This is a genomic window from Campylobacter sp. CCUG 57310 (assembly GCF_013201975.1).
Taxonomy (GTDB): Bacteria; Campylobacterota; Campylobacteria; order Campylobacterales; family Campylobacteraceae; genus Campylobacter_A; species Campylobacter_A canis.
The window spans coordinates 173,791-192,697 of record NZ_CP053845.1; the positions used below are offsets into that span (position 1 = coordinate 173,791).

Genomic DNA, 18,907 nt, shown 5'->3' on the forward strand with positions numbered 1-18,907 from the left:
GAGTTGAAATGAGCGAATTTAAAAGCCTACCGCAGATAGATAAAATTTTAAAAATGCCCGAATTTAAAGATAAGATTCCAGCTTTTGTAGCCAAATTTGCCAGAGAAGAACTTGAGTTTCAGCGCGAAAAAATCATAGCGAATAAAACTTGCGATCAGTTGCAAGATATTATAAAAAATATCCTAAAACGCTACGCAAAATTTGAAATTTCATCTTTGCAAAGCGTGATAAATGCAACAGGCGTTGCCGTGCATACAAATTTAGGCAGAAGCGTAATAGACGAAGAAATTTTGATGCGCGCAAAGGACGTCATCACGGGGTATTGTAATTTAGAATACAGCCTTGAAAGCGGGACTCGCTCAAACAGATACGATTACGTCGGCTCGCTTTTAGCGGAGCTTTTTGGCTTTGAAGACGCAATCGTCGTAAATAATAACGCAAGCGCCGTTTTTCTCGTGCTAAATACCTTTGCAAAAGGCGGTGAAGCGGTTATCAGCAGAGGCGAGTTGGTTGAGATCGGAGGAAGCTTTAGAGTGCCTGAAGTGATGGCAAATTCGGGAACTTTATTGCGCGAGGTCGGCACTACAAATAGGACAAATTTAAAAGATTATGAAGCGGCTATCGGTGAAAACACCAAGATGATCGTAAAAGTGCACCGCTCAAATTTCGATATAGTCGGATTTAGCGAGGATGTTTGTATAAACGAGCTTTCAAATTTGGCTAAAAAGCATGAAGTGATTGATTATTACGATCTTGGAAGCGGATATGTCGGCGAGCTTCCTTATAATCTAGGCAGAAATGAGCCGAATGCGAGGGAATTTAGCGATGTTTCGTTACTAAGCTTTAGTGGCGATAAGCTGTTTGGCTCCGTTCAGTGCGGTATAATCCTTGGCAAACGCGAACTAATAGCAAAGCTTAAGCAAAATCAACTCCTTAGAATGCTTCGAGTGGATAAAGTGATAATATCGCTTCTAAGCGAATCGGTAAAGGCTTACATAAATAAAGAATTCAGTCTCATAACCACAATTAATCAGCTCTATAAAGACATTAACGAGCTTGAAAATACCGCGACCAGGATAAATTTTGCTCTTAAAAAACCGCTTGAAGTGGTGCAAACCAAGACATTTGTGGGCGGAGGCACTATGCCAAATAAGGCTATACCGAGCATTGCTCTTAAAGTGCGCGGTAACGCAAATTTAAACGAGGCGAAATTTAGAGCTAAACATATCATCGGACGGATTGAAAACGGAGCGTTTTTGCTTGATTTAAGAAGCGTTTTGCTTAAGGATGAAACAAGGCTCATAAATTCGATAAACGAAATTTTAGGAGAGTGCGATGAATAGCCTTATAATCGGAACCGCAGGACATATCGATCACGGTAAAACGGCACTTATAAGAGAGATAAACGGCTTTGAAGGCGACGTGCTTGAAGAGGAAAAAAAGCGCGGCATAACTATCGATCTTAGTTTTTCAAATTTAAGGCGAGGCGAAGATAATATCGCATTTATCGACGTTCCGGGACATGAAAGCTTGGTTAAGACGATGATAAGCGGGGCGTATGGATTTGATGCGTGCTTGTTTGTAGTTGCCGCAAACGACGGGCTTATGCCTCAGAGTTTAGAGCATTTGCAAATTTTAAATTTGCTTCAAATAAAGTCTTTGATTGTCGCCGTAACAAAGTGTGATTTGGTAGATGAAAGCAGGATAGAGCAGGTTAAATTTGAAGTTGCAGAGGCTATAAGCAGGCTAAAAAATCTTGAAATTTTGGAATTTTTTGCAGTTAGTATAAAAGACGTCCAAAGCATAGCCGAATTAAGAGATTATCTCTTTACTTTAAAGCCAAAAACCAAAAGCGAACACGGCGTGTTTCGCTACTATATCGATAGGGTCTTTAGTCTAAAAGGAATCGGTAGCGTAGTAACGGGAACTATCATAGAAGGAAGCGTAAAAAAAGGCGAAAAGATCTATAACTACGGCTCAGGCAAAGAAGCGCTTGTAAGAAGCGTGCAAATTCATGATAGTTTCGTTGATGTCGCGTATGAAGGCAGCCGTGTGGCGCTAAATTTAACAGGTATTGAGCTAAATGAGCTTAAAAAGGGGCAACTTCTAAGCAAAAAAGGCTTTTTTAGGGGATTTAGAGAGGCTGATTGCTTCGTAAATGCAAAAAATTTAACTCACAATGAAAGCGTGACGTTTTGCGTGGGAGCGCAAACCGCAAGTGCAAAAGCGATTATTTTGAGCCAAAAAGACGATAGTTGTTTTGTAACTTTTAAATTTGAAAAGGATATGTTTTTAAAATTTGACGAGCCTTTCGTCTTGGTTGCAAATTCGCGCGTGATAGGCGGCGGTAGGGTTTTAAATTCGGTAAATGAACCGCTTAAAAAGGCGCAAAAAATTCTATTTTTAAATCATCTTTTTAAAAAAGATTTCACAAACGCTTTTACTTTGCTTAAGGACACGCATAAAAACGGCTTTGGCATTATCTCCTCTTATCAAAGATTTGGTTTAACTCACGAAGAAGCGGTTAATATAGCAAAGCAAATTCCAAGTGTTTATGTAGATGAAAAAGCCTTAAATATCTACGATATAAGCGCGATTTCTCGCATTAAAGAGATTATAAAATTTATGATAGAAAAAAATCCTTATGCGATATTTTCTGCTTCAAGTATCAGTCTAAAGCTAACTTGGGCGAGCGAGGAGCTATGCCAAAAAGCTATCGACGAGCTTTGCAAAAGCGGCCTCATAGCTCAAAATGAAGGCGTTTATACAAAAACAGGGGTTGATATCAAAGAGCTTAAAGTAAGGCTTGAAGAGCGAATTTATCAAATTTTGGAAAGCTCAAATTTAGCTCCAGCCGCGCCTTATAACATCTATGACGAACTTGAGATAGACAGGTTTAGCGGAGATAACGCGCTTAAAAAGCTAACGGGCATAAAGCGAGTAGTAAGGCTTGCGCATAATCTTTTCATAACTTCAAAGGCTTTAAACGAGGCGACTAGTAAGCTTAAAGAGATAATAAAAACCGAAGGCTTCGTAAACGTAACAAATGCAAAAGATCATCTGAATTTAAGCAGAAAATACATAATCGCATATCTTGAATACCTCGATACTATGCCTGATATCTTAAAAAACGGCAATGATAGAGTGATAAAAGAGTGATTTTCTATCCGTTTAAAAAAAGTTATTATAATCGAGCGAAATTTCAACAAAAGGTAAAACAATGAAAAAAATTATATTAGCGTCCGTAGTTGCGGCTACAAGTCTATTTGCTGCCAGCAATGAGCAGATAATCGATTTTTATAAGTCAATAGCTCAGCCGGGACTTATGTTTAAGGTTACTGAGCGCCAAAAACTGGCCGAAAACCCTGAATACGAAATGGTTGTAGTAAATATCAGCAACGGCAAGCTTAGCGAAGATGAGATAATGTTTACTAAGGGCGATCTGCTTCTTCCGGATATCATCGATCTAAAAAATAAAAAAGCTTATAAAGCCGAGATGAAAGAGAAGATAACTGCTAAAAATATCGCAGCTCAGTTTAATAAAGAAGAAAAGAAAAATATCATAATGCTTGGCAACGACTCTAAAAAGCCTACTTATGTTATGTTTTCAGATCCTGAGTGCCCATACTGCAGAATGGAGCTTGAAAAGATCGAGACAACCCTAAAAGAGGCAAATGTCCATATAATCCTAACTCCTGTACATGATAAATCAGCTCTTCAAAAGAGCTTTTTAATATATAAAGATGCGGTTAAGGCAAAAACCGATAGCGAAAAGATCAAAATTCTAAGAAAATATTTCGCTGAGGATTATAAAGTAGCGGATAATGCAGTAAGCGACGATGAGGTTAAAATGATGGATGATCTTCGCACAAAATACCTTGCGGCAGGCGTTAGAAGCGTGCCTTATATAATAAATTTGCAAGATCTTAAAAAATAACACTTCATTACAAAAGCTCTCTTTTTGAGGGCTTTTATCAAATTTAGCCACTTTAAATTTTAAATTTTCTTTTTCGTCCGCTTAACCGCTTTGGCATTGATACTTAAATTTTATAATCTCTCATTTTAAATTTCATCTTTGAAGAAATATTATTATTTTTTTATATTTTTAAAGATTTTTAAAAAATATTATTTAATATCAGTTCTTTACGATTTCCAATTATAAGATATGCTAAATTTGCATAGTTAATATTTATGTAGTTCAAATTAGCTATTTAACGCTATTTGATAGCGATTTCCAATTAGAAATATGCTAATTTTGAACATTTTAAATTGAATTTTACTTTTTAATATAGACAAGTTGCTTTTATATATTTAAAAGCTGAAAGGAGAAAAGATGGAAGGATCAAGACGAGATTTTTTAAAAAAATCTTTAAAAATTGGCGCCGTGGGCGGCACGATGATAGCTACCGCTGCTATCGCAAATAGCGGCAACAAGGCTAGCTTGCAAGCTGATTCTAACGGCGTAGTGCTTGGTAAGTCAAGCAAAAAAGAGGTGCTTTATCAAAAAAGCAAAGAGTGGGAGTACTACTATAAAATCGCTTACTAAGGGAGAATACTATGAGTGATTCACGTATAGGAAGACGCTCTTTCCTTAAGCTTGCAGCCCTTGGAGCGGGTAGCACGGTCGCTTTTGGAGAGAATGAAGTCTTTAGAAAAGCTACGAACGAAGAGATAAAAAATCCGTTTGAGGGCTCAAAAAAAGTTAGAACTATCTGTTCGATATGTTCTGCCGGATGCGGTATAGAAGCAGAAGTAAAAGACGGCGTTTGGGTTCGTCAAGATATGGCGATGTATCATCCCGTATCTCAAGGCAGTCACTGCTGTAAGGGCATAGATCAAATCGATCTAACCAAGAGCAAGCAACGCATCAAATACCCTATGAAAAAGGTAAACGGCAAGTGGGAGCGCATAAGCTGGGAGACTGCGGTAAACGAGATCGGCGATAAAATGCTTGAAATTCGTAAAGAGCACGGACCTGATTGTGTCGAATTTTTGGGCTCTGCGAAATTTAGCAACGAGCAGTCGTTTTATTTTAGAAAATTTGCAGCATTTTGGGGCACAAACAATATAGACCACGTTGCACGTATTTGACATAGCGCATCAGTCGCCGGAGCGGCGAATACTTGGGGTTATGGCGCGATGACAAACCACTTTGGAGACGTGGCGGCAAATTCAAAAGCCATTATGGTATTTGGAGCAAATTCCGCAGTTGCAAATCCAGTCGGAGGCATGAAGCACTTCCTTCAAGCCAAAGATAGAAACAACGCAAAGCTGATAGTTGTAGATCCTATCTACACAAAAACAGCGGCAAAAGCCGATATATATGTGCGTGTTAGACCGGGAACGGACATAGCTTTTGTTTACGGGCTGCTTCATATCATATTTAAAAACGGCTGGGAGGATAAGAATTTCATCGCCGATAGAACTTACGGCATAGATGAAGTTCGCAAAGAGGCCGAGCACTGGACGCCTGAAGTAACGTCTGACGTTACCGGAGTTCCTGCCGATTTGATTATGCAGGTAGCAAATATTTACGCTCATACAAAGCCGGCTTCTATCGCATGGTCTCTTGGAATGACTCAGCACAGTATCGGCAGCTCAAATACGAGAATTTTGCCTATCCTTCAGCTTGTGCTTGGAAATATGGGCGTAGAGGGCGGCGGATGTAACATTATCCGCGGACACGATAACGTTCAAGGTGCAACCGATATGGGCAACCTAGCCGACAGCTTGCCTACATACTACGGGCTTGGCGATAAGGCTTGGAAGCACTTTTGTAAGGGTTGGGGCGTAGAATTTGACGAATTTGTAAAACGATTTGCCGTTTCAACCAAAGAGCCTAAAAAAGGCGGCGCTCTTATAAAAGGAACGAAATTTGAGGAGTATTATTACCACGATCCTAAAAATCCTGAAGATAGAAACTGGAGAAATGAAAAAGGCTGGTCGCTTTCAAAATGGTGGCAGGGCGTTTTAAAAGAGGAAAATACCTTTACAAGCGGCGAGCTTAAGGTGCTTTGGGTTCAAGGAACGGGAATTACCTCTATGGCTCACCTGGCAAAAATTCAAGAGGCGATAGATAAGCTTGATTTACTGGTTATCGCAGAGCCGTTTGTAAACGAGGTTGCGATCTTAAGCGATAGAAAAGACGGAATTTATATCCTTCCTGTTGCGACTCAGTTTGAAAACGAAGGTATCGTTGTGGCTACAAACCGAGCTGCGCAGTGGAGAACGAAAGTTGTAGATCCACTTTATGAGAGCAAGCCTGATCATGAGGTTATGTTTGAATTTGCTAAAAAATGGGGCTTTTATGAGGATTACACTAAATCCTTAAAGATGAACGATGATCTTGAAGTAGTAAAAGATAGCTTCGTGTGGCCTGATGACGCTACAAGAGAGCTGGCCAGAATGGGTCAAACTATCGGGCTTCAAGGTTGGCAGCCTGAAAGATTAAGAAAGCATCAGCAAAATTGGGAAAATTTCGATCCCGATACGCTAATAGGAATAGGCGGAGACGTAAAAGGCGAATACTACAGCTTGCCTTGGCCTTGCTGGGATAAGCAGCATCCTGGAACTCCTATACTTTATGATCTAAATAAGCCTTATACCGAGGGCGGTTGCGGATTTAGAAATAGATTTGGTCTAGAGCATAACGGCGTTTCTCAAATCGCCTCTGAAGCTGTCCAGCTAAAAGGCTCTAAGGTTAAAGGCGGCTATCCGCAAATCACTAAGGACAATATCGAGCAGGTGCTTGGCATAACCTTAACCGAGGAGGAAAAGGCTAAGATCGGCGAAAACTGGACTATGGATTATAGCGGTATCATAAATCAAAAATGCCGCGAAGCAGGCGTTGCTCCTTATGGAAACGCAAGAGCAAGAGCTATAGTTTGGGAATTTATAGATCAAATTCCAAAACACAGAGAGCCGATACACTCGCCAAGATGGGATCTGGTACAAAAGTATCCTGCTATCGACGATCAGGCTAGAAATTTCCGCGTTGAGACGAAATTTAAATCAGAGCAACAAAAGCAAGATTGGAGCAAGGATTTCCCTACTATCATCAGCTCAATGCGCTTGGTGAATTTAAGCGGTGCGGGAATGCTTGAGCGTACAAGTAAATATCTAGCGGCTATCACGCCTGAGATGTTTGCTAACGTTCACCCTGAACTAGCGCTTAAATACGGCATACAAGACGGCGATATGATGTGGATTCACTCTCCGCAAGGCACGAAGATAAAAGTAAAATGCTATCACAACAGAAGCGTTACGCCCGATAGAATTTGCTTGCCTTATAACTTCGCGGGCGTGATGCAAGGCGTTGATCTAAGCCATAGGTATCCTGAAGGAACTAAGCCATATACGATAGGTGAGCCTTCAAACATCGTAACAAACTACGGATTTGACCCTGTTACTCAAATTTCAGAGTATAACGCAGGTCTATGCCGTCTGGAAAAAGCGTAAGGAGTAAGCCATGGCAAGAATGAAATTTTTCGTAGATAACAACAGATGTATAAGTTGTTTCGGTTGTCAAGTAGCTTGTTCTTCGGCGCACGAAACTCCTGTGGGCATTAACCGTCGCAAGGTTATCACGCTGTATGACGGCGTTGAGGGCAAGGAGGTTTCAACAACCATCGCATGCCAACACTGCACGGACGCTCCTTGCGAGCAAGTTTGTCCTGTGGATTGCTTTTATATCCGCGAAGACGGTATCGTGCTTCATGATAAAAACAAATGCATAGGCTGTGGATACTGCTTATATGCTTGTCCGTTTGGTGCGCCGCAGTTTCCAAGAGACGGGGCGTTTGGCATTAAAGGCGAGATGGATAAATGCACGATGTGCGCGGGCGGTCCTGCAGAGACAAATTCTCACGAAGAGCGCGAACTATACGGACAAAACCGTATCGCAGAGGGCAAAGTGCCTATGTGTGCGGCGGTTTGTGCGACAAACGCTCTTTTGGTTGGAGATGCAACCGAAGTTGCAAATGTATATCGCAAACGCGTCACACTTCGCAATACAGGCTTTTCTATCTAAATTTAAGGGGGCAATTCGCCCCTTTTTCTTCTCTTTTATTCTTTAAAATTTAGCTTTTATTTTATCTTTCATTAATCGCAGCGAGTTATAATTTCATGTAAAATCATAAAATTAAAGGATTTGAGATGAGGTATGTTCAAATTTTACTCCTTTTATTTATAGCCTTTTTCTTTGCGGCTTGCAGCACAAATAGCACGCCAAAACTATACTTAAACTCCAGCGCGCCCGTATTTATTACAAATTTAGACGCAAACCAAACGGTCTTTATAAATTTTAAAAACTCATCAGGACATCAAAACACTCTTGAAGAGACGGTTAGAAAGAAATTTGTAAGTAAGGGCTTCGTGCCCGTAGCTGATAAAAAGCGTGCCGATATCGTCTTGCTTGGGGATTTTATGATGCTTGAGAGAGTGGAGCGTAAGGATCCTAATGTCTTTATAAATTTAGGCTACGGCTTTGGCTCGTTTGGACGTAGGAGTTCAGCGGGAGTTGGCATGGTGTTTGGAGATCCTTTTTATGATGATTATTACGACACTCGCCACTATATCTACAAGGCAACGGTTAGCGTCTCGATCGCTACAAAAGAGCGTGAGCAACGTACCATACTTGATGTGCAAAGCGATAAAAACGTATATTCGCCAAGCTACATCATGCCTTTTGTAGAAGATAAAATAGCTACTCAGATAATCAACTTCTTTTATTAATTTTGTTTGTAAAGAGGACGGATAGGCTCTCTTTGCAAGCCTTTATCCTTTCAAGCCACGCTTATAATTTATCGATCTAAATTTCAAATTAAGCTTTTAGTGTATATTTTAGAGTTGATATATATCAATATCTTTAACTGCTTAATAATGATATACTTAATCAAAATCAAAAAATCAAATTTCTCATAAATTTCATACAAACAAGGACACAAGATGAGAGTAGTTTTAAGTTGTGCCGCGTTAGCTAGCTTGCTTGTAGCAAATAGTGCAAACCCAGATAATATCGCTCCGTTAAAAGATTTCGCGCCACCTAAGCCATATACGCCAAATATCGCTCAAAGCGCATTTCCCGCACATCAGTTTGATCGCACGAATAGGGATGAGTATTTTTTCGTAACCGACCTGCTTGATGATTCGATGGATAAATTTCACGTTTCAGGCGGATTTTACGGTAGAGATTTTTATAGCTCGACTCTTTTTAAATATCGCGGGGCAAATTTCTACACCATCTTAAACGCAAATTTTTCAAAGGGCAACCGCTATAAAGACGGCGGTGGCAATGAAGTTGATTTTGGCTACTCAAGACAAGGTCAAAGCGCTATTTTGGGCTTTGTGCCAAACGATATAAGCGAATTTCGTTTTACATTTTTGCGTGATAATATAGATAACGAAAAAGAACCTCATCACGCGATGGACGCAGTTAAAACCGAGCGTAAGATAGCGAAATTTAACGCTCGGTTAGGCGAAGAAAGTCTTGCTAATACGCTAAATTTAGAGCTTATGCTAAGAGATATCAACCGCGACGCAAACAACTACGAGCTAAGAAATTCGGCTCAAAAAGTAAAAGTCGAAGTAGAGAGGAAAATTTTTGACGCGAAGCTTAGCTATGACGCTGATTTTGGCAATTTTCACAACATGATAGGCACTAGCTATCAGCACGACTTGCACGAGGGCAAAAGGTACGGATTTGTGAGTGGCAAATGGGTGTTTAACGGATATCGCTTCGGAGATGTTAAGAACCAAAGCGCGAGAGTGTTTGACGAGATATCTTATAAATTTAACGAAGCAAACAAGCTAAATTTGGCGCTTAACTACGAGTGGATGAGCTCAAATTTGCGCGCGGCGAACAACCCATACTCAGCGCCTATGCCTCAAATTTCAACGATAAAAGGGCTGGTTAAGTCAATTTACGGCGAAAATTTAGACGGCGACATCAAGCATAAGGCTTTAAGCGCGAGCCTGAAATACGAATTTAGCCCGAATGAAAAGGATCTTTACTACGCGGCGCTTGAGAGCATTAGCAGGATGCCTTCAAACATGGAGCGCTTTAACACCCTTTACGGACCGCTTGATAACGGCTGGATATCAAATCCGTTCTTAAAACCTGAGCGCCACAACCGCGTGAATTTGGGACTTGAGTATAAAAGCGAGTTTTTCAAAGAGTATCTAAGCTCAAAGCAGGGCGAGGATAGTTTCGCTGTCAAAGCTCATCTTATCGCAAGCGACGTAAAAGATCTCATCATCTATGATCGCAGGCACTCAAAAGCGGCTATGCCGATGAACAAAAACGCCGTTATTTCCAGAAACGTTGATGCTGAAATTTACAGCGCAAATTTAAGCGCAAGCTATAACTTCTTACAAAATTTTGGCTTAAAAGCAGCACTTTTTTACAACTACGGACAAAACAAAACAGACGGCAGAGCCCTTTATCAAATTCGCCCGTTTGAAGCGAATTTAGCAGCTGATTACAAGAGCTACGCAAGCTTTGGAAGCTTTAGTTTAGGCAGTGCGCTTAGATATGTGGCAAAGCAAAACAGAGGCGATTTTGATAAAAACAGCGGTCTTGGGATAGACAGCAAAGAAGCAAAAGCGTTTACGCTCATAGACGTTTACGGTGCGGTTGAATTTAGAAATAAATTTGGCTTAAGGTTTGGCATAAATAATATCTTTGATAAGGAGTATGCGGAGTTTATAAGCGGCGATCATGTAGCAGCTCTTGATCCAAGGAGGGTGAATGCGCCGGGTAGGGTGGTGTTTGTAAGTTTTCACTCAAGTTTTTGATAAAAGCTAGTCTCGCAAGCGCTTTTTTGAGATTTTGCAAAATTTTCACTGCAGCAGGCTATCTTGCCTAGCTTTGCTTAATTTTGCTTCAAAGCTCAAAAAATCATCTCGCGATACTTTGCTTTTACGACTTTATTTTAGTTAAAAATTCAGATCAACACAAAGGATAAAAGATGAAAAGACGAAATTTCTTAGGTTTAGGCGCAGCTCTTGGAGTAACGGCATTTGCTCCAAATTTGTTTGCAAAAGAGAGGTTTGACATCTGGGGGATGCCCGCTATCCCAAGCACTATGCTTGCGGTTGCAACCATGCAAGGCGAGCTTAACAAAACTCACGATATGAAGCTAAGAATTTGGAATAATCCCGATCAACTCCGCGCGGGTGTGGCAAGCGGAGATATGAAGCTAACTGCCGCACCTAGTAATGTGGGCGTAAATTTAGCCAACCAAGGCATAAAATTTGGCATGCTAAACATCATGACAAACGGACTTCAAAACGTCCTTGTTAAAGACGCAAGCATAAAAAGCATAGAGGATTTGGTCGGTAAAAAGCTTATCATGCCTTTTAAAAACGATATGCCCGATCTCGTCTTTCGCGCCATTTGCAAAAAGCGCGGCATAGACATCTCAAAGATCGACATCACCTACGTGCAAACTCCGCCTGAGTCGGTTGGGCTGTTTTTGCAAAAAGACTATGACGCTGCACTATCCATCGAGCCTATGAGCTCGGCTGCCATACTTAAGGGTAAAAAGATGGGCGTGGATGTAAGCGTGGGCTTTGAACTGCCTGAAATTTGGGGCGAGAGCTTTGGCGTGAAGCCATATATCCCGCAAGCGGGTCTTATAGTGAGTTTGGATTATTATAATTCTAACAGAGAGGTTTTTGAGGTATTTCATAACGACTTGCAAAACGCTCTTGAGTGGATTTTGCAAAACAAGCAAAGTGCCGCTAAGATCGGCGCTCAGTATCTGCCTGCGCCGGAACCCGCTCTTGCAAACGCATTTGAGCGCTCAAATTTAACCGTAACTAAAGCAAGCGATTTGGCTGATGAGCTGATGAGCTTTTTTGAAGTGCTGTTTGAGCTAAATCCAAAAATTTTAGGCGGTAAAATGCCTGATAAAAGCCTGTTTTTATGATTTTAATCGATAACGTTAAAAAAGATCGCGCGGCGATAAACCGCGTGGTTGATTATCTCTGGGGCGGATTTAGCGGATTTGCTACGATATGTCTTTTGATCGCTCTTTGGCAGCTTGGTAGCGAGAAATTCGGCGAATTTATGCTACCTGCTCCAAAGGTCGTCTTTCTTAAGGCTTATTCGCTTCTGCTTGAATACAAGGCAAGCGAGATTGACGTAACGCTCTTTAGGTCGCTTGTAGGTGTGGGAACTGCATGTATCATCGGTATCACACTTGGGCTTATTGCCGGTGCTTATAAGAGCTTTGCCGCGCTTTTAAAGCCGCTTATAACGGTGCTTTTAGCCATGCCGCCGATCATTTGGATAGTGATGGCGATATTTTGGTTCGGATTTGGAAATTTTAGCACCATCTTTACTATCATCATAACTGTTTTGCCGCTAACGTTTGCAAGCTCGGCGGTTGGCATGATGAGCGTTAGCGAAGAGCTAAAGGAGATGTTTGACGCATATCATTTGGGACTTGTTAGGAAAATTCGCCACCTTTACATCCCGCATCTTACGGGATATATCATAAGCTCTTTGAGTGTGGCTGTGGCGATGGGCGTTAAGATAGTCATTATGGCGGAGCTTTTGGGAGCAAATGAAGGAATGGGTGCAAAGATAGCAAGTGCGCGTGTTATGCTTGATACGACCGAGGTGATGGCTTACGTGGTGCTTGTTATCACGCTTATCATGCTTTTTGAATATCTCATTATCGAGCCTTTAAAGATAGCACTCATGCCTTGGAAGCGCTAAGGAGAGTGTAATGCTAGAGCTTAAAAATGTAGAATATGAAATTTTGCGCGATAAGGTAGTGAGAAATTTTAGTATAGATGTTAAAAGCGGCGAGGTTATAACTCTTTTTGGCGCAAGCGGGTGCGGTAAGACTACGATACTTAGGCTGATTTCCGGTATCATAGAGCCAAGAAAAGGGCGCATAATCAACAAATTCGCCCGCACGACCTATCTTTTTCAGGAAAACCGCCTCTTAGAGTGGAAAAACGCGCTTGAAAACGTGCTTTTGGTTATGGATAAACCCGATGAAAGTCTAGTGCTTAGCTACTTTGAAAGGCTTGGTCTTGGCAAAAAGGATGCTAGAAAATATCCTAATGAGTTAAGCGGCGGTATGCGCCAAAGAGTCGCCTTCGTGCGCGCTATCGTGACTGAGCCTGATTTGCTTTTGATGGATGAGCCGTTTTCGGGGCTGGATTATGATATGAAAGAAATTTTGATGGAGATGATCGCAGACCGTGTGAAAAACGGCATGAGTGTAGTGCTTGTAACTCATGATAGGATGGAAGCTGCCAAGATGAGCGATGAAATTTGCTTCCTTGAGAGCAAAGGTGCCGTCATCAAGCGCAGGCTAAAGCTTGAAAAACGCTTTGAAGATAGGAATTTTGAGTACTTAAACGCCGTGATAAATGAGAATTTTAAGGGGGAAATTTACTATGATTAATGATTTTTTTACCTATCCTATGCGGATATTTTTCCTTTCAAGCGCGATTTGTGCGGCACTTGGTGGAGTTATATTCTTTGCGCCGGTTGATTTTATAAGCCTTCATAAATTTATATTTTTACACCTTGTAGGCGCGCTTGCTTATGCGGGATTTTTGCTTACGGGACTTACGGACTGGACGAATTTTACTAAGTCGCTTAAAATTCACGCTCATATTTTGTTTGGAATTTTTACTCTTAGTTTCCTTGCCTCGCTCGTAAATTTGTGGCTTGCCCATCTTTTTATGGCTACCTTTTGGGCGTATTTGGTGATGCTTTGTGCTTATATGATCTGGCTTGATAAAAATGATGATCAATTCGGAGTCATGGGCTTTTTGCTTGGAATTTTGCTCTTTGAAATTTGCTATATTGTAACCGGCGAAGAGAAGTTTTTAAATTTGCAAATTCATCTGCATATCATCGCGATTTTGCTCATATCATTTCGCGTTAGTATGGTGCTTGGACGCGAGGCGATAAAGCGCGAAAGCGATATGGATGAGGCTGTGTTTGTGCCAAATTTGGTCTATAAAAATATCGCCATTTGTTGCGTTTGTGCGTTTTTGATCTTAAGCGTGTTTTTTGAATCAAGCGGCGCGATAAGTTATGCGGCGTTAGCTTGCGGTGCTGCGATTTTTGCCAAGCTTAAGGAGTGGCATTATAAAGAGCTCTTAAGGCATAATTTTATCGTTTTTTACTATCTTATGCAGCTTCTTGCGGCAGTTGCTTACGCCGTCTTTGGCATAAGCGGAATTTTGGGTCTTGGGCTTGAGGCAAACATGATTCACATACTTGCGATTAACGGCATGATATTTAGCATTATGCTTATCTTTAATATCGCCGGGCTTCGTCATAGCGGACAGGAGCTTGAGTTTCTACGTCTTAGTAAGATAGCTTTTGCTTTGGTCATGGCCGCGGGAATTTTTAGAGGGTTTTTTGCCTATGCTTGGAGCGGATTTTATATACATCTGCCGGCGACTTTGATTGTAATCGCTTTTGTTTTATGGTTTGTTGATTTTTATAAAATTTTTAAAGAAAATGAATTTAGTGATGATCCCGAGTAAGAAATTTAAAAGAAAATTTTTTATAAAATAATGATATTTTAAATCAAATCAAAGGAGATTTAATGAATAAAATCATTTCAAGTGTTGTTGCGAGCATGCTTTTGGCTAGCTCTGCTTTTGCTTTTAGTGCTAAAGGTGATCCTGAGCTTGGCTACATAGGATATAAAACAGCTGCAAAGACTGCTGTACCGGGAGTTTTTAAGAAATTTGAGTTTAAATCGACTAAAAGCGATAAATTTGCCGATTTTGCAAAGAGTATCGAGATAAATATCGACTCAAACGGTATAGAAACCAAACCAAAAACTCCGCTTCGCGACAATCGTATTATTGCGATATTTAAAAAAGAGCCGATAATGGCTAAAATAGTTGATGTTCAAGGTGATGAGAACAAAGGTGTGTTTAAGCTTGAGATCACTACAAACGCAGTTACTAAGACTTATGACGCTCCTTATGAGCTTAAAGACGGTATGCTGATGGCAAAAGCTATAATTGATGTTCTTGATTTTAACTTAAATGAGACTTTTGCAAAATTTGCAGAAGAATGCAAGGCCCTTCACGCAGGTAAAACTTGGAGCGAAACTGAAGTTAGCCTAAAGCTTGCCGTAGAAAAATGATTTAAAGCCCAAATTCGGGCTTTAATCTAATCAAGCGTTCTTTTATATCTATACAACGATAAAGCAGTACTAGCGCATAAAAATACAAACATAGCTATCACGTCATAGACGTAGTCTGTTATAAGAGCGTTTTTAAGCCAAATTCCTCTAATCATACGCAAAAAGTGCGTCAGCGGAAAGAATTCTCCTAAAATTTGCGCCCATTTTGGCATGCCGTAAAACGGAAACATGAACCCCGAAAGTAGCAGTGAAGGCAAAAAGAAAAAGTAAGTCATCTGCATAACTTGAAGCTGATTTTTAGCAAGCGTGCTAAAGGTAAATCCAACTCCCAAATTTGCAAGCATCAAAAGAGTGCAGCAGGCTATAAGAGAGCCCCAATTCGTTATGACGGGAAGCTCAAAAAGATATCGCGCGATAAACAAAAGCACGCAAATTTGCAGATACGAGATAAAAAGATAGGGCAAAATTTTACCAAGCATCACCTCGGTCGGATATAGCGGTGTCGCGAGCAAATTTTCCATCGTGCCGCGCTCATACTCCTTAGTCATCGAAATTCCCGCCAGCAAAATAGTCGTAAGCGTAAGAAGTATGCCCACTAGCCCCGGGATGATCTGATATCTTGTTAAAAGCTCAGGGTTGTATTTGGTATGAACTATCAGCTCAAATTCGCTGTTTTGATGCTCTGTGCTAAATTTATCCCTTGAAATGGCTTGGTTAAAAGCTCTTATAAGCGCGCTTGAAACCTGAGCCGATGAGGCGGGATCGGTAGCGTCAATGTCGATTAAAATTTTTGGCATAAAGCCTCTTGTTAGATCGCGCTCTAAATCATGCGGGAAGTGGATAATAAACTGTACATCGCCTTTTCTCATCAGTTCATCTGCAAGCTCTAAATCCCTCGTAATACTTTTTATATGAAAATATCCCGTGTTTTGCATGGACTTAATAAGCGATCTGCTAAGCTCTCCTTGCGAATTTATGACAAGTGCGGTTGGTAAATTTCTTGGATTGTTGTTGATCGCGTAGCCAAAAAGCAGCATGAGCATAAGCGGCATCATGATGATAAGAGCGAGTGTGCCTTTATCTCTTAGAATTTGGCGAAATTCCTTGATAACTACGGCGTGAATTCTAAGGATTGAGAATTTTTGCATGATTTTTCCTACGCACGCTCATCTTCAAAAATGTTTAAAAGATGGATAAATATATCTTCCAAACTCGTTTTTATCGGCTTTAAATTTGCTTGAGCGTTTGAGTATCCAAGATTTTTTATCTCGCTTTGGAGCAAATTCGCATCGCGAGCTACTATGTGATAGCTGTTTCCAAAAGCAGAAACTGTATAAACCGCTCTGCTTGAGGCTATTAGCCTTGAAATTTCAGCTGCGCGCGAGCCGCTTAGATCCCAGATGTCAAGTTTGTATTTGGAGATGATCTCATTTTCACTGCCTTGGGCTAAAATTTTGCCGTAAGCTATGTAAATAAGCTCGTGGCAGCGCTCGGCTTCATCCATGTAGTGGGTTGAAACTAGCACGGTTATGCCGTCGTTTGCAAGACGGTGTATGATATCCCAAAACTCTCTTCTTGCCTTTGGATCAACGCCTGCTGTGGGCTCATCAAGCAAAAGCAGTCTAGGACTATGCACAAGGCACATCGCAAGTGCAAGGCGCTGCTTCCAACCGCCAGAAAGAGCGCCTGCGCTTTGGTTTTGTCTAGCTGCAAGCCCAAGCTCATCAAGCGTCCTATCTATCTCAAATTTTTGGTTTTTAAGCTTGAAAAGCTTTGCTATAAACTCTAAATTTTCTCTAACGGTTAGGTCGCTATACCAGCCAAATTTTTGCGTCATGTAGCCCGTGTTTAGCCTTATGGCGTCAGACTGCGTTAAAAAATCATATCCGAGACACTGTCCGCTTCCGCTATCGGCCTTTAAAAGTCCACAGAGCATACGTATCGTTGTCGTCTTGCCGCTTCCGTTTGGACCTAAAAATCCACAAACGCTGCCTTTTCGCACTCTGATATTGACGTTATCCATGATGACGCGCCCGGCAAAGCTCTTTGAGAGTCCTTGAACGTCTATGGCGTACTCGCTCATCGCCTTTGCCTTACACTGATAGGAAGAGAAGGGTGTAAAAACTCGCTTGGGTTATCAAGCAGGGCTTCGACGCGGTAAGTTAGCGTATCTTGTGTATTTTCGCTGTATATGATGGGCGGGGTGTATTCGGGCTTGGAGGCTATCTTGCTAACGGTTGCGGTTAAATTTTCACATCCAATGCAGCCGATTTTTATCTTTTGTCCCTCTTTAAACTCGCCGATATAAGCGATCGGCACGAAAAATTTGGCTTTTAGCTCGTTTACGGGAAGTAGCAGGATGGCGGGCTTTGAGTTTAACGCCCACTCGCTCTCTTTATAAAAAATCTCTTCGATCTTGCCCGCTTTTGGAGCGTAAATTTTGGTTTCGTTTAGCTGCCACTCTTTGGCTTTGATATCTTCTTTGAGTGCATTTATGTCCGCTTTTAGGCTGTTTATTTGATTAGCTCTGGCGGGCAAATTTGCGATCTTTAAAGAGGCTTCAAGCTCGCTTACTACGGCTCTTGCTCTTTCAAATTCGGCTTTTGCGATATCTGCTTCTTTATTAGAAACCGAGTTTTTGGCTATTAGTTTTTTAGTTCGCTGCCAATTTTTATCTGCAAGCCAACTTGCCGCTTTGGCTTCGTCTAGCTTGGCTTTGATACGCTCGATCTCTTCTTTTCGCATGCCTAAATTTAGATCCTCAAGCTTTGCTTCAAGTGAGGCTAAATTCGCTTTAGTTATGTTTAAATTCGCTTTTTGCAAAGTATCTTCAAGCTCAAATAGCAACTTGCCCGAATCAATAATCTCGCCTTCTTTTACGTGAATTTTTACTATGCGTCCGCTAAAATAAGGCGATATGTGGATATATTCACCTTCTAAATAGCCGTTAAAATGCGTGTCGTCCGCTTTCTTGTCGCAACCGGCAAGTAGCAAAAAAAGAGATAAAACTATAAATTTTGCATTCATTTTTACTCCTGAAATTTAGAGTGCAAATGCTAAAAACAGCTTTTTAAAAGCGATATCATTATAGCGGAATTTAGCTTAGCGGCTAAATTTTAGTATCGGTTTGAAATCTTTAAATTTGAGCTTGTTCTGATATAATCATTTTTAAATTTCTAGCTTTTAGGCACGAAATTTGTGAAACAAAAAGGAAAAATATGCGGATAAAAGAGAATAAAAAGGGCGCTATAGGATCGCTTATCATGTCGGTTTTGCTGTTTGTGGCTGGTTTTTTAGGATATGTTTATTATGAACTTGCGGCTTCTGCGATTTTTACCATGATAGCAACTTTAGTATGTGCCGTTTTTTGTGTGAAAAAGATAATTCAAGAGAGTTTTATAGAAATTTTTGATGACGGATTTGGCGTGAAAAAGGGTTCTAAACAACATAAATTTTATTTTAAAGATATCGATGAGATCAGCACTCGCGTTGTGGATAAAAAGCGAGATATTCAGGTTTTAAATGTGAAATTTAAAAGAGGAAGGCTTGATAGAGAGGTCGCTGAGTGGCTTATCCAGCCAATCGGTGAAAACGATGCGATAATCTTAGATAAATACGAAAAATCAAAATATGAAATTTTTAATCTTTTAAGAGAGAAGCTGCAAAAACTTAATACTGAAAAATAACTTTTGTTTTGAAATTTGATTTTTTTCTTGTTGTTAGTTATATTTTATAAATAGTAAAATAATTATTTGTTTATAAATGCAAAA

General features: G+C 40.6%; 17 protein-coding genes. 14 read left to right on the forward strand and 3 right to left on the reverse strand.

The genetic code is table 11. The annotated features are described in order from the left end of the window. Positions 1 to 8 precede the first annotated feature (8 nt). The 13 genes from selA (at position 9) to CORI_RS01025 (ending at position 15,137) form a co-directional block, all read left to right on the forward strand. Positions 9 to 1,343 (forward strand): L-seryl-tRNA(Sec) selenium transferase, encoded by a 1,335-nt coding sequence (gene selA / locus CORI_RS00960; protein WP_173030435.1) that lies wholly within the window; start codon positions 9 to 11, stop codon positions 1,341 to 1,343. Continuing rightward, on the forward strand, positions 1,336 to 3,159 hold the full coding sequence (gene selB / locus CORI_RS00965) for a selenocysteine-specific translation elongation factor (RefSeq protein ID WP_173030436.1): 1,824 nt from the start codon (positions 1,336 to 1,338) through the stop codon (positions 3,157 to 3,159). Before selA ends, selB begins: the two co-directional genes overlap by 8 nt. A 61-nt stretch (positions 3,160 to 3,220) precedes the next feature. Beyond that, the gene (locus CORI_RS00970; RefSeq protein ID WP_169941139.1) at positions 3,221 to 3,937 is read left to right on the forward strand and encodes a thioredoxin fold domain-containing protein; all 717 of its coding nucleotides are present in this window, start codon (positions 3,221 to 3,223) and stop codon (positions 3,935 to 3,937) included. 396 nt (positions 3,938 to 4,333) lie between these two features. Then, positions 4,334 to 4,546, forward strand: a complete 213-nt coding sequence (locus CORI_RS00975) for a twin-arginine translocation signal domain-containing protein (protein WP_173030437.1) — start codon at positions 4,334 to 4,336, stop codon at positions 4,544 to 4,546. Between the two features lie 11 nt (positions 4,547 to 4,557). After that, positions 4,558 to 7,458, forward strand: coding sequence for a formate dehydrogenase subunit alpha (locus tag CORI_RS00985; protein WP_254064938.1), 2,901 nt, complete (start codon positions 4,558 to 4,560; stop codon positions 7,456 to 7,458). Positions 7,459 to 7,468: 10 nt separating this feature from the next. Further along, a complete protein-coding gene (fdh3B, locus tag CORI_RS00990; protein WP_173030439.1) occupies positions 7,469 to 8,029 on the forward strand; it encodes a formate dehydrogenase FDH3 subunit beta in 561 nt (186 codons plus the stop codon). Positions 8,030 to 8,154: 125 nt separating this feature from the next. Then, the gene (traT, locus tag CORI_RS00995; protein ID WP_169941149.1) at positions 8,155 to 8,733 is read left to right on the forward strand and encodes a complement resistance protein TraT; all 579 of its coding nucleotides are present in this window, start codon (positions 8,155 to 8,157) and stop codon (positions 8,731 to 8,733) included. 213 nt (positions 8,734 to 8,946) lie between these two features. Continuing rightward, positions 8,947 to 10,794 carry a TonB-dependent receptor gene (locus CORI_RS01000; protein ID WP_173030440.1) on the forward strand — a complete coding sequence of 616 codons (1,848 nt, stop codon included), beginning with the start codon at positions 8,947 to 8,949 and terminating at the stop codon, positions 10,792 to 10,794. 173 nt (positions 10,795 to 10,967) lie between these two features. Further along, complete coding sequence (locus CORI_RS01005) at positions 10,968 to 11,930, forward strand: ABC transporter substrate-binding protein (protein WP_173030441.1); 963 nt, start codon at positions 10,968 to 10,970, stop codon at positions 11,928 to 11,930. Beyond that, positions 11,927 to 12,724 (forward strand): ABC transporter permease, encoded by a 798-nt coding sequence (locus CORI_RS01010; RefSeq protein WP_173030442.1) that lies wholly within the window; start codon positions 11,927 to 11,929, stop codon positions 12,722 to 12,724. The genes CORI_RS01005 and CORI_RS01010 overlap by 4 nt, the downstream gene beginning before the upstream one ends. Positions 12,725 to 12,734: 10 nt before the next feature. Next, positions 12,735 to 13,424, forward strand: coding sequence for an ABC transporter ATP-binding protein (locus CORI_RS01015; RefSeq protein WP_173030443.1), 690 nt, complete (start codon positions 12,735 to 12,737; stop codon positions 13,422 to 13,424). After that, entirely contained in the window at positions 13,417 to 14,523 is a 1,107-nt protein-coding gene (locus CORI_RS01020; protein ID WP_173030444.1) for an NnrS family protein, read from the forward strand. Before CORI_RS01015 ends, CORI_RS01020 begins: the two co-directional genes overlap by 8 nt. Positions 14,524 to 14,585: 62 nt before the next feature. Next, positions 14,586 to 15,137: a hypothetical protein gene (locus CORI_RS01025; RefSeq protein WP_173030445.1), complete on the forward strand. Its 552-nt coding sequence runs from the start codon at positions 14,586 to 14,588 to the stop codon at positions 15,135 to 15,137. 26 nt (positions 15,138 to 15,163) lie between these two features. Here the strand turns inward: CORI_RS01025 and CORI_RS01030 are convergent, their stop codons facing one another. Genes CORI_RS01030 through CORI_RS01040 form a run of 3 tightly spaced genes read right to left on the reverse strand, consistent with a single transcriptional unit; the run spans position 15,164 to position 18,164 of the window. Further along, the gene (locus CORI_RS01030) at positions 15,164 to 16,285 is read right to left on the reverse strand and encodes an ABC transporter permease (RefSeq protein WP_173030446.1); all 1,122 of its coding nucleotides are present in this window, start codon (positions 16,283 to 16,285) and stop codon (positions 15,164 to 15,166) included. Between the two features lie 8 nt (positions 16,286 to 16,293). Further along, a complete protein-coding gene (locus CORI_RS01035; protein WP_173030447.1) occupies positions 16,294 to 17,220 on the reverse strand; it encodes an ABC transporter ATP-binding protein in 927 nt (308 codons plus the stop codon). Then, positions 17,217 to 18,164: an HlyD family secretion protein gene (locus CORI_RS01040; RefSeq protein WP_173030448.1), complete on the reverse strand. Its 948-nt coding sequence runs from the start codon at positions 18,162 to 18,164 to the stop codon at positions 17,217 to 17,219. The genes CORI_RS01035 and CORI_RS01040 overlap by 4 nt, the downstream gene beginning before the upstream one ends. 191 nt (positions 18,165 to 18,355) lie before the next feature. On the opposite strand from CORI_RS01040, the gene CORI_RS01045 reads away from it, so the two are divergent. After that, entirely contained in the window at positions 18,356 to 18,823 is a 468-nt protein-coding gene (locus CORI_RS01045; protein ID WP_173030449.1) for a molybdate transport repressor, read from the forward strand. Positions 18,824 to 18,907 lie beyond the last annotated feature (84 nt).